The sequence below is a fragment of the Pseudolysinimonas sp. genome (assembly GCF_031389465.1).
Lineage (GTDB): Bacteria > Actinomycetota > Actinomycetes > Actinomycetales > Microbacteriaceae > Pseudolysinimonas_A.
In genome coordinates, this window is the sequence record NZ_JANMSQ010000025.1 from 1 (window position 1) to 11,741 (window position 11,741).

The 11,741-nt window shown below is 68.2% G+C and carries 9 protein-coding genes and 1 pseudogene; 5 read left to right on the forward strand and 5 right to left on the reverse strand.

Translation table 11 applies throughout. The features are described from left to right. Positions 1-527: pseudogene (locus tag RMO30_RS00840) on the forward strand (type I glutamate--ammonia ligase); the annotation flags it as partial. A 66-nt stretch (positions 528-593) separates the two neighbouring features. On the opposite strand, the gene RMO30_RS00845 reads toward RMO30_RS00840, so the two are convergent. The 3 genes from RMO30_RS00845 to RMO30_RS00855 form a co-directional block, all read right to left on the reverse strand. After that, a complete protein-coding gene (locus RMO30_RS00845) occupies positions 594-2,195 on the reverse strand; it encodes a choice-of-anchor I family protein (protein ID WP_309708237.1) in 1,602 nt (533 codons plus the stop codon). A gap of 91 nt (positions 2,196-2,286) precedes the next feature. Continuing rightward, positions 2,287-5,187 carry a bifunctional [glutamine synthetase] adenylyltransferase/[glutamine synthetase]-adenylyl-L-tyrosine phosphorylase gene (locus RMO30_RS00850; RefSeq protein WP_309708240.1) on the reverse strand — a complete coding sequence of 967 codons (2,901 nt, stop codon included), beginning with the start codon at positions 5,185-5,187 and terminating at the stop codon, positions 2,287-2,289. Positions 5,188-5,214: 27 nt separating this feature from the next. Next, positions 5,215-6,552: a glutamine synthetase family protein gene (locus RMO30_RS00855; protein ID WP_309708242.1), complete on the reverse strand. Its 1,338-nt coding sequence runs from the start codon at positions 6,550-6,552 to the stop codon at positions 5,215-5,217. Between the two features lie 72 nt (positions 6,553-6,624). Between RMO30_RS00855 and RMO30_RS00860 the strand changes: the two genes are divergently transcribed. Further along, the gene (locus RMO30_RS00860; RefSeq protein ID WP_309708244.1) at positions 6,625-8,358 is read left to right on the forward strand and encodes an NAD+ synthase; all 1,734 of its coding nucleotides are present in this window, start codon (positions 6,625-6,627) and stop codon (positions 8,356-8,358) included. Positions 8,359-8,382: 24 nt separating this feature from the next. Continuing rightward, entirely contained in the window at positions 8,383-9,201 is an 819-nt protein-coding gene (gene panB, locus RMO30_RS00865; protein WP_309708246.1) for a 3-methyl-2-oxobutanoate hydroxymethyltransferase, read from the forward strand. On the opposite strand, the gene RMO30_RS00870 is transcribed toward panB, so the two are convergent. Continuing rightward, complete coding sequence (locus RMO30_RS00870; RefSeq protein WP_309708248.1) at positions 9,189-9,632, reverse strand: DUF2510 domain-containing protein; 444 nt, start codon at positions 9,630-9,632, stop codon at positions 9,189-9,191. The genes panB and RMO30_RS00870 overlap by 13 nt on opposite strands. A 71-nt stretch (positions 9,633-9,703) precedes the next feature. Further along, positions 9,704-9,877 (reverse strand): methionine aminopeptidase, encoded by a 174-nt coding sequence (locus RMO30_RS00875; RefSeq protein WP_309708250.1) that lies wholly within the window; start codon positions 9,875-9,877, stop codon positions 9,704-9,706. A gap of 31 nt (positions 9,878-9,908) precedes the next feature. On the opposite strand from RMO30_RS00875, the gene map reads away from it, so the two are divergent. Both map and ppgK read left to right on the forward strand, forming a co-directional pair. Beyond that, the gene (gene map / locus RMO30_RS00880; RefSeq protein WP_309708253.1) at positions 9,909-10,793 is read left to right on the forward strand and encodes a type I methionyl aminopeptidase; all 885 of its coding nucleotides are present in this window, start codon (positions 9,909-9,911) and stop codon (positions 10,791-10,793) included. A 14-nt stretch (positions 10,794-10,807) separates the two neighbouring features. Then, complete coding sequence (gene ppgK, locus RMO30_RS00885; RefSeq protein ID WP_309708256.1) at positions 10,808-11,566, forward strand: polyphosphate--glucose phosphotransferase; 759 nt, start codon at positions 10,808-10,810, stop codon at positions 11,564-11,566. Positions 11,567-11,741 lie beyond the last annotated feature (175 nt).

Genomic DNA, 11,741 nt, shown 5'->3' on the forward strand with positions numbered 1-11,741 from the left:
GGTACATCGGCGGCATCCTGAAGCACGCGCGCTCGCTCGCCGCGTTCACGAACCCCACGGTCAACTCGTACCACCGGCTCATCCCCGGGTTCGAGGCCCCCGTCAACCTCGTGTACTCGGCCGGCAACCGCTCGGCGTCTATCCGCATCCCGATCACCGGCACGAACCCGAAGGCCAAGCGCATCGAGTTCCGCGCGCCCGACGCCTCCGGCAACCCGTACCTCGCGTTCGCGGTGCAGCTGATGGCCGGCATCGACGGGATCAAGAACAAGATCGAGCCGCACGAGCCCGTCGACAAGGACCTCTACGAGCTCCCGCCCGAGGAGGCCCAGAACATCCCGCAGCTGCCGGGCTCGCTCGACGAGGCCCTGCGCGAGCTGGAGGCCGACCACGACTTCCTCCTCGAGGGTGGCGTGTTCACGCAAGACCTGATCGACACCTGGATCGACTACAAGCGCGAGAAGGAGCTTCTCCCCTTCGCGCAGCGTCCGCACCCCTTCGAGTACGAGCTGTACTTCGGGGTCTGATCTCACGCTTCACGCAACGGGCCGCGTTCCTTCGGGAGCGCGGCCCTTTGCGTTGCCGAGAGAGACCTACGGCGCGAGGGAGAAGATCGCGACGGTGTGCGAGATCTCGTTGTTCAGGATCACCAGGGGAACTCGCGTCGGCGAGTCGGTCGCCGCGACGAAGTGGATGACCTCCGGGCCCGAGTCGGTCGCACCCGAGGTCGGGCTGACCGTGAAGTCGCGGCTCGTGACGTATTGCACGAGCGTCGGCGCGCCCGGGTCGGTGACGTCAAAGACGGCGAACCCGCCCGGGCGCTCGAGCGCGACAAACGCGTAGCTGCGGCCGTCGATCTCGCCGACCGCGACCCCCTCGGGCTCGGGACCCTTGTTGTCGCTGCGGTTGTCGAAGTTGTTCGCATCGTTCGTGGCGTTGAAGTTGCCCGGGATCGCGACGGCTGTCGCCTGCTCGAGGTCGTCGCCGGTGTCGCCGACGAGTTCTCCGTCGGTCGCCCAGATGCTGACCGACCGTGTGCCGAACGCGACGAGCTGCTCGTAGAGGCCGTCGCCGTCGGCGTCGCCCGACGCACGCGTGAAGTTGAGTCGACCGAGTGCGGCCCGCTGCTCCAGCGCCGCGATCTCGGCCGGAGTGAACTCCGCAGGATCGAGGAGCGGCTTCAGCTGCGCGAAGGAACGCTCCTCTGCGTAGCCCGGCCAGTCGGCGCGCGCGTCGCCCTCGTTCGCCGTGATCAGGTAGGTCTCGCCGTCGATCGTGTACGAGGCGATCCCGTCGGGCAGCGGGGCCCCGAAGATCGGCCAGTTGCGGATGTTGATGGCGCTGTCGCGGTCGCTCGCGTCGAGGCCGTTACCCGGCAGGCTGTGGTCCTTGAGGGCGAGTGCACGAATCGCGACGACCGAGTTGGTCACCAGGTCGAGTTCGGCGATGGAGTTGTTCTCCTGCAGGGTGACGTAGGCGCGGTCCCCGTCGACGGTGATGTATTCCGGCTCGAGATCTTCGGCGACGGTGGCGCCCGGCCCGAAGACGCGCGTGCCGAGGGGAAGCTCGTCGTGCCGGGATGCGCCGATGTTGAAGTCGGTGAAACCGATCGTGGTGACGGCGGACGGGGCGGTCTTCTTGGTGAGCAGGAGGGCGACGTCGACAACCGACACCGAACCCTCAGCGTCGTCCTTGGGCGCATACGAGTCGGGCTCGCCCTCGTTGGCGACGAGCACGCGCTCCCCCGACTCGTCGAAGGTCACCATGTCGGGGTTCGCGCCGACCTGTGCGCTGCGGAGCGGGCTACCGCCCGGGTTCAGCAGCACGACGGTGCCCGGCGCGGTCTTGTCTGCGGCGGGAAGGGTCACCGCCACGCGTGCGGCCCCGACTCCGGTCGGCGTCGTGGCCACGGAGCTGATCGAGGCACCGTACGCGGCAAGATCGACGGTTCGAAGTAGCACCGGAAGTGCCGGGTCGCTGATGTCCACGACATCCAGGGTGGTTCCCTCACCGATGACGAACAGCTTGTTGCCGAGAACGGCGGATACCTCTGCTCCGCCGTTCGCGTAGCGGCCGACGAACGAGAAGACGGGCGTCGCTTCCTCTTCGGCAGCGACCGGCAGCGGCGCGAGGGCGAGGGCGGTCAACGGGATGAGGGTGGCCGCGGCGAGCGCGGCGCTGCGGAGTCGAGTCACTTCTGTACCCTCGGCAGCTCCGGTGAACTCAGGGGGTCGCCGACACGACCTGCGGGTGAACGCGGAAGGAGAGAATTCTCATCGAGGCAGCTCACGCGTCGCCGTAGAACTGCCGCTGGAACACCTGCCGGGCGAGTCGGGTGGTGCGGAGGTAGTCCTCTTCGAGCCGGGACGCGCTGCCGGGCGGGTATTCGAGAAGTCGTGCGACGCCCTCGAGCTGCTGACGGTCGGTCGGCAGCACGTCGGCAGTCTTCGCCGTCCAGAGGGTCATCGCCGAGCGGGCGCGGGAGGCGATGATCCACGCGGCTCGCAGCTTCTCGGCATCCTCAGCGGGCACCAATCCGGCGGACACCGCCGCCGCAAGAGCTGAAAGCGTCGACGTCGTGCGCAGCCCCGCCACCGACGCTCCGTGCTGCAGCTGCAGCAGTTGCACGAACCACTCAACATCCGAGAGCGAACCCCGCCCGAGCTTGAGGTGCCGTGCCGGGTCGGCACCCTGCGGAAGGCGTTCGGATTCGACGCGCGCCTTGATGCGCCGCACTTCGCGCACGTCGGCGGGCGAGATCTCTGTCGGGTACCTGATCTCATCGGCGAGCTGCTCGAATGCGGCGAGCACGCCGGCGTCGCCGACGACACCCCGGGCGCGCAACAACGCTTGCGCCTCCCAGGTGAGCGACCAGCGGGCGTAGTACGCGCGGTACGAGTCGAGGGAGCGCGCGATCGCCCCGTTCTTACCTTCCGGACGCAGACCCAGGTCGAGGTCGAGCGGAAGCCTCAGGTCTTCGGTGAGGCGAGCCAGCTCGTGCACGATGTGCTCCGCGCGGCGTTGCGCCTCCTCGTCGTCGACCCCGGCGGCCCGGTAGACGTACATGACGTCGGCATCGCTGCCGAAGCCCAGCTCGGCGCCGCCATAGCGACCCATCGCGACGATACCGAACTCGATGCCGTCGCCGTAGCGGTGCACGAGCGCGAGCACCCCGGTGAGCAGCGCCGTGGTGATGTCACTGAGCCCCTTGCCGAGTTCCCCGACCGTGATGACCCCGAGGATGGCACCCAGGGCGAGCCGCAACACCTCGCGCCGGCGGGCGGTGCGCAAGGCGACGGCGGCGGCATCCTGGTCATCCCAGTGGCGGGCCACAGTCGCCGAGGTCTCCTCCAGCAGCATCGCCGCCGATCGGGGGGCGAGTTCGCCGTCGTTCTCGAGCCAGACGACCGCCTCGGGGATGCGCTCGAGCAACACTCCGACGAACTTCGAGCCGGAGAGCACCTCGGTAAGCCGCCGCGCAGCCCCCGACGAGTCGCGCAGCATCCGCAGGAACCAGTACGCCTCGCCCAGGTCGTCGGAGAGCCGCCGGAAGGCCAGCAGCCCAGCGTCGGGATCGGCTCCCTCCGAGAACCACTGGAGCATCACCGGCAGGAGGTTGCGCTGGATCTGCGCGCGACGGGAAACGCCGGCGGTGAGCGCCGCGATGTGGTGCAGCGCGCCGCGGGGGTCGCCGAATCCGATCGCCGCGAGACGCGCCTCGGCCTGCTCGCTGGTGAGGGCGTAGCCGTCGTCGGGCAGTGCGGCGACAGCCGACAGCAGGGGGCGGTAGAACAGCCGCTCGTGGAGCGTCCGTACCTCGTGCTTGACCTTCTGCCACTCCTCGACAACCCCGTCGGCCGTCGAGGCGAACCCGGTCGCCCGGGCGAGCACCCGAAGCTGCCCCTCCTCGCGCGGCATGAGGTGGGTGCGCCGCATCCGGGATAGCTGGATGCGGTGCTCCAGCAAGCGCAGGAACCGGTAGTCGCGCGCGAACTCGGCCGCCTCGACCCGACCGATGTAGCCCTGCTCGGCCAGCGCTAGCAGCGCGTCGAGGGTGGAACGCTGACGCACTCCCGGATCGGCTTGCCCGTGGACGAGCTGGAGCAACTGGATGGTGAACTCGACGTCGCGCAGGCCGCCAGGCCCGAGCTTGAGCTGGATGTCGACCTCGTCGGGCGGGATGTGCGCGGTGACCCGCTCACGCATGCCCTGCACCGATTCGACGAAGTTTTCGCGGGCCGCGCTCGACCAGACGAGCGGCGCGACGCCGTCGACGTAGCGTTCACCGAGGTCGAGGTCGCCGGCGAGCGGACGGGCTTTGAGCAGGGCTTGGAACTCCCACGACTTCGCCCACCGCTCGTAGTACGCGAGGTGCGACTCGAGGGTTCGCACGAGCGCGCCGTCTTTGCCTTCGGGGCGAAGATTGGCATCCACCTCCCACAGCGGCGGTTCGACCGCGAGTTCCGCGATGCCCCGCATCGTCTCGCGGGCGAGCGCCGTCGCGATTTCCACCTCGCGGTCGCCGCCGTCGGTAACGAAGATGACGTCGACGTCACTCAGGTAGTTGAGTTCGCGAGCGCCCGACTTTCCCATCCCGATGATCGCGAGCGGCGTCGTGGCGGCCTCCTCGGCCGGGAACCGGGTGGAGCGCCGAGCAAGCGCGAGCGAGGCGTCGAGGGCCGCCCCGGCAAGGTCGGCGAGCCCCGCCGCCACCCGGCCGACGACCAGCGCCCCGTCGGGCTCCTCGAGATCCCACGCCGCGAGACGAACGAGTTCGGCGCGATACGCCGCGCGCAGCGCGTTCCAGGCCGCCTCGCCCGTCGTCCCCTCCACCGCAGCGAGCAGCACCCGACCGACAGTCGCGGAATCCGCTGGACCGGCAAGCGGATCGGCGAAAACGGCGAGGCGCTCCGGATGCCGTTCCAGGAACGTCGCAAGACCTGCCGACGCCCCGAGAACCCGGATGAGGCGTTCGGTCGCCGCGGGGTCCTTCAGCAGCGCAGCCACCGGCTTCGCCGCGGACACCCGCAGCGTCCCCAGCAATCGCAGGGCCTGATCGGGATCGGCGGCGAGGGCGAACATCGGGGCGACCGCATCCGGCATCGCCTCGAGCGCATCGCGGGCCGCACCGAGGTCGGCGAAGCCGAGCCTCGCCAGCTCGGTGAGCGTCGTCGTCGTCCGCGTCATGTGGTGCTTTCCCCGCAAGCGGGTGCGTTACAGAATCTCGAGGTTGCTCTCGAGCTCGAACGGAGTGACCTGGGCGCGGTATCCAGCCCATTCGCGGCGCTTGTTGGCGAGCACGTACTCGAAGACCTGCTCACCGAGCGTCTCGGCGACCAGCTCGCTCTCCTCCATCAGGCTGAGGGCATGATCGAGGGATGCCGGCAGGCTGCCGTAGCCGAGCGCCTTGCGCTCCGCGGGGGTCATGCTCCAGACATCGCCTTCAGCCTCGGGAGGCAGCTCGTACCCGTTCTCAATGCCCTTGAGCCCGGCTGCCAGCAGCAGCGCGAATGACAGGTACGGGTTCGCCGCCGAGTCGATCGCGCGGTACTCGATCCGTGCACTCTGGCCCTTGCCGGGCTTGTACAGCGGAACGCGCACGAGGGCCGACCGGTTGTTGTGGCCCCAGGTCAGGTAGCTCGGCGCCTCATCACCGCCCCAGAGGCGCTTGTACGAGTTGACGAACTGGTTGGTGACCGCGGTGATCTCGGGAGCGTGGCGCAGGAGCCCGGCCACGAACTGCTTGCCGATCGTCGAGAGCTGGTACTGACCCGATGGGTCGAAGAACGCGTTGGCGTCGCCTTCGAAGAGCGACATGTGGGTGTGCATGCCCGACCCGGGGTGCGCCGTCAGCGGCTTGGGCATGAATGTCGCGTAGACGCCCTGCTCGATGGCGACCTCTTTGATGACGGTACGGAAAGTCATGATGTTGTCGGCCGTCGTCAGGGCGTCGGCGTAGCGCAGGTCGATCTCGTTCTGCCCAGGACCGGCCTCGTGGTGGCTGAACTCGACGGAGATGCCGAGGTCTTCGAGCATCCTCACCGAGCGGCGACGGAAGTCGTTGGCGGTTCCGCCGGGCACGTTGTCGAAGAAGCCCGCGGAATCGACGGGAACGGGCAGGCCGTTTTCGAGCTTGCTCGACTTCAGGAGATAGAACTCGATCTCGGGGTGGGTGTAGAACGTGAAGCCCCGGTCGGCCGCCGACGCAAGCGCGCGCTTGAGCACGTTGCGCGGGTCAGAGATGGCCGGCTGGCCGTCGGGAGTCGTGATGTCGCAGAACATGCGCGCCGTCGGGTCGACCTCGCCGCGCCAGCGCAGGATCTGGAAGGTCGACGGGTCGGGCAAGGCGAGCATGTCGGCCTCGTAGGCACGGGACAGTCCCTCGATCGCGGAGCCGTCGAATCCGACGCCCTCGTTGAACGCGCCCTCGACCTCGGCGGGTGCCAGGGCGACCGACTTGAGGGTCCCGACGACATCGGTGAACCACAGGCGTACGAACTTGACGCTGCGCTCCTCGATGGTGCGAAGAACGAAGTCGCGCTGTTTGTCCACGGTGTCCTCTCGGGAGCGGCCTCACTGTCAACGGCGAAACGGTTGATCCTCGACCGTCATTAGGCTAGCAACATGCCTCGTCTGCGATTGGCGCTCGTGCAGTCCAATCCGATCGTCGGGGACTTCGCCGGTAACACCGACAAGATCGTCGCGGCCGCCCGGGAGGCCTGGGATGCCGGCGCCGATCTGCTGCTGACCGGCGAGATGGCGCTCAGCGGCTACCCGATCGAAGACCTCGCGGCGCAACCGAGTTTTCTGCGCGCCGCCCGCGCCGCCTTCGAGGCTCTGCCCGCGCGGCTGGTCGCGGAGGGCCTCGGTGACCTCGTCGTGGTGATCGGTCACCCCGATGGGCCTTTCGAACCGCGCCTGCTGGGCACCTCGAACGCCCCCACCGCGATCGCGCAGAACTGCGCCTCCGTCATCCAGGGCGGTGCCATCCGGGCGCGCTACGCGAAGCACCACCTGCCCAATTACTCGGTCTTCGACGAGTACCGCGTCTTCATTCCGGGCGACGAGTTGCTCGTGCTGCGCATGAAAGGAGTGGATGTCGCCGTCGTCATCTGCGAGGACCTCTGGCGCGATGGCGGCCCGGTCGCGCGGGTGCTCGACGCCGACGCCGGGCTACTGCTCGTGCTCAACGCGTCGCCGTACGAGCGAGACAAAGACGAGGTACGCCTGCCGCTCGTGACGCGGCGCGCTGTCGAGACCGACACGATCGTCGCCTACGTCAACCTCGTCGGCGGCCAGGACGATCTCGTGTTCGACGGCGACTCGGTCGTCGTCGACGGCACGGGCGCGATCCTGGGGCGCGCGCCGCAGTTCCGCGAGCACCTGCTTGTCGTGGATGTCGACCCGGCTCCCGCGCAACCCGACCACGAGCCGCCCGCCGACGTGCTGCGAGTCGAGATCGAGGCGCGCGGCGACGAGGCGGGAGTGCTCGAGACGGATGTCGCGGTCCTCCCCGACGACCGCGAGCAGCTCTGGAACGCCCTCGTGCTGGGCTTGCGTGACTACGTCGAGAAGAACGGCTTCCCTTCGGTCGTGTTGGGAGTATCCGGCGGTATCGACTCGAGCGTCTGCGCCACGATCGCTGCCGATGCGATCGGAGCCGACCGGGTCTACGGCATCTCGATGCCCTCCCGGTACTCCTCGGAGGGCTCGGTCGACGATGCCGCTGATCTGGCGCAGCGCATCGGGTTCCACTACTGGGTCGAGCCGATCGGCGACATCGTCGCGGTCATCGAGAAGCAGCTCGGGCTCACGGGCGTTCCCGCCGAGAACGTGCAGGCGCGGGTGCGCGGCATGCTCTGGATGGCGGAATCCAACCGGAACGGACACCTCGCCCTCACCAACGGCAACAAGACCGAGGTCTCGGTCGGCTACTCGACGATCTACGGCGACACCGCTGGTGGCTTCGCGCCGATCAAGGACGTGCCGAAGACGCTCGTCTGGGAGCTCGCGCGTTGGCGCAACGAGCACGCCGTCGCACGCGGCGAGACTCCCCCGATCCCCGAGAACTCGATCAGCAAGCCGCCGAGCGCCGAGTTGCGACCCGACCAGACCGACCAGGACACACTGCCCCCCTATGAGGTTCTCGACGAGATCCTTGAGCGGTACGTCACTCAGCGACTCGGGCGCGACGACATCATCGCCCTCGGCTTCGACCGCACCACCGTCGAGTTCGTCGCGAAACTCGTCGACCGCGCCGAATGGAAACGCCGCCAGGGCGCGATCGGTCCCAAGGTCTCGGGAATGGCGTTCGGTCGCGACCGCCGCCTGCCGATCACCTCGCGCCCGGCGGGCTAGCCCGCCCAGCACTAGCCTGGAGCAATGGCAGACGAGGTCGTCAAACGCGTTCGCACCCGGCACTTCTCCAACGCGAAGCAGCAGGGCATCAAGATCACCGGCCTCACGTCGTACGACATGCTCACTGCTGCGGTCTTCGACAAGGCCGGCATCGACTTTCTGCTCGTCGGCGACTCGGCGGGCAACAACGTGCTCGGTTACGACACGACGGTGCCCGTCACGCTGGACGACCTCATCCCGTTGACTCGCGGCGTCGCGAGCGCCGTGAAGCGCGCTTTCGTGGTCGCCGACATGCCGTTCGGCTCGTACGAGACGTCATCGGACGAAGCCCTCCACACCGCCTTCCGCTTCATGAAGGAGACCGGCGCCCACGCGGTGAAACTCGAGGGCGGCGTGCGCAGTGCCGAACAGATTCGGCGCATCGTGTCGGCGGGGATCCCGGTCATGGCGCACATCGGGTTCACTCCGCAAAGCGAACACCAGCTCGGCGGGCACGTCATCCAGGGTCGTGGCGAGTCGGGCGTCGAAGCGCTGCTCGCGGATGCGAAGGCTGTTGAGGCCGCCGGGGCGTTCGCCGTGGTGCTGGAGATGGTGCCGAACGCCGCGGCGAAACGGGTCACAGAGCAGCTCTCGATCCCGACGATCAGCGTCGGAGCGGGGCCGCATTGCGACGGCCAGTTGCTGGTCTGGACCGACTGGGCGGGTCTGACGACCGGGCGCATCCCGAAGTTCGTCAAGCAATACGCCAACATCGCCCAGGTACTCGGGGATGCCGCCACCACGTGGGCCGCAGACGTCGCCTCGGGCGCCTACCCGGCTCCCGAGCACTCCTACGACGAGTAGCGCGAACTCACCCCGGCCCACACGACGAGGGCGATCAGCAGGAGCGCGCCGATCCCGCCGAGCACGATCCCGGCGATCGAACGTCGACGCCCGACCGCGTCACCGCCCTGTCGCTCCAGCCGCTGAGCGCGCGACAGCCCGATGACCCCGAACACGACGGCAAGGAGCGGCACGGGGAACGCGAGAAAGAGCGGAATCGAAAGGATGCCCCAGACAAGGGCCCGGGTCGCCATCGTCCGCTCGGCAGGGACCAGGAGATCGACAGGGTTCCACCGCTGATCCTGGGCGGCGCCGTACTGCGGCAGCGGCGACCCGGCCGGCGCCTGGGGGCTCGGAACGGGAGCCGTTGTCGCCGTCCAGGTCGCTCCATCCCACCAGCGGAGGCGCCCGGGCTCTCTCGGATCGGCATACCACCCCGCGTCGAACGACATCCTGACCCCCGTGCTTCAGTGTGCCGGGCCGGGCGCTGAGTCTTCTCGCCCCCGATCGGGTGCCCTGCGGGTTAGAGCTCTTCGGCGCCGTCCTCAGCGGCCCAGGCCCGGGCACGCTCTTGCGCGATCTCGGGGGCGCGGGCCGCATCCTCGCGACTCGCAAACGGTCCGTCGCGGTCGGATCCGAGGGACTGTGGCCCCTCCTCGACTTCGCCGGTCTTGTGGTTGTACCACCACTCGCTCATGCCGAGAGCCTACGCTCGGTAATCTCGAATCATGCCTCGCGATGACCTCGGACACCTCATCCCGGGTCGCGTCGGAGCATCGCGCCGAGTACCCGACCGCATCGCCCGCCCCGAGTACGTAGGCCGCCCCGGGCCTCGTCCGTACACCGGCGACGACCGCTACGACGCGACGCAAATCGAACGCATCCGCGCGGCCGGACGCATCGCCGCGCAGGCCGTCGACGCGGTCGCGGCCGCCATCCGCCCCGGTGTGACCACCGACGAGCTGGATGCCGTCGGCCACGACTTCCTCGTCGCTCACGACGCCTACCCCTCGGCTCTGGGCTACCGCGGGTTCCCGAAATCGATCTGCACCTCGGTCAATGAGGCGATCTGTCACGGGATCCCCGACGACACGGTGCTGCTCGACGGCGACATCGTGAAGGTCGACATCACCGCGTTCGTCGACGGGATGCACGGCGACCTGTGCGCCGCATTCGGGGTCGGTGACATCGCACCCGAAGCCGCCGACCTGATCGAACGCGCCCGGGAAGCGCTGACCCGCGGCATCCGCTCGGTCGCACCCGGCCGGGAGATCAACGTGATCGGTCGTGCGATCGAGAGTTACGCGAAACGCTTCGGGTACGGCGTCGTGCGCGACTACACCGGACACGGGGTCGGCGAGGCTTTCCACTCCGGACTGATCGTGCCGCACTACGACTCGGCGCCGGCCCACGCCACGGTGATGGAGCCGGGGATGGTCTTCACAATCGAACCGATGCTGACGATCGGCACCCCCGAGAACCCCGGCACGATCGACGCCGACGAATGGGATGACGGCTGGACTGTGGTGACCCGCGACCGTCGCTTGACCGCGCAGTTCGAGCACACGATCGTGGTGACCGAGCGCGGCTCCGAGGTCCTGACGCTGCCATGAGGCAGGATGCAGACATGGCGACGACGAGCCTCGCGATCGGAATCGACATCGGCGGCACCGGCATCAAAGGCGCGCTCGTCGACGTCACGACCGGCGAGCTGGTGAGCGAACGGATCAAAGTCCCCACGCCGGGAGGCGGAGAGCCGGCGGACATCGTCGCCGAAGTGGCGGCGATGGTCGAACGTTTCGGCGACGACACGGGCAAGGTCCCGGTTGGTGTTTGCTTCCCCGCGGTGGTGATCGGTGGCCGCACGATGTCGGCGGCGAACGTATCCAAGCGCTGGATCGGCCTGCCCGCGGAGGCGCTATTCGAGCAGACCCTCAGCCGCGACATCGTCTTCGTCAACGACGCGGATGCCGCGGGCGTCGCCGAACTGCACTTCGGGGCGGCGCGAAATCGGCGCGGCCTCGTCATCATGACGACCCTCGGCACAGGAATCGGCAGCGCGCTGCTCTACGACGGCGTGCTCATTCCGAATACCGAACTCGGGCACCTCGAAATCGATGGCCGCGATGCGGAACGTCGAGCCTCGTTCGCCGCCAAGGAACGCGGTCGCCTCAGCTGGGCCCGCTGGGCGAAGTACTTGCAGCGCTACTACGAAACCGTCGAGATGCTGTTCTCGCCGACCCTCTTCGTCGTCGGTGGAGGCGTCTCGAAGGAAGCCGACCAGTTCTTGCCACTCCTCAAGCTGCGCACCCCGATCGTTCCCGCCGAACTGCGCAACAACGCCGGCATCCTCGGCGCCGCCTGGCTCGCCGCCCGTTTGCTCTAGTTTTCGCCATATTTCAGTTGTATGAAGTTCTGTCCGCGGGGGGAGACAACGTTCCGATCGTCCGCTACCGTCAATCCACAGTTGCTCCGATCGCCGGAGTCTTACGCAAGAAAGCAGTACGCAATGCCCAGTGGAACCGTGAAGTGGTTCAACGCCGAAAAGGGTTTCGGCTTTA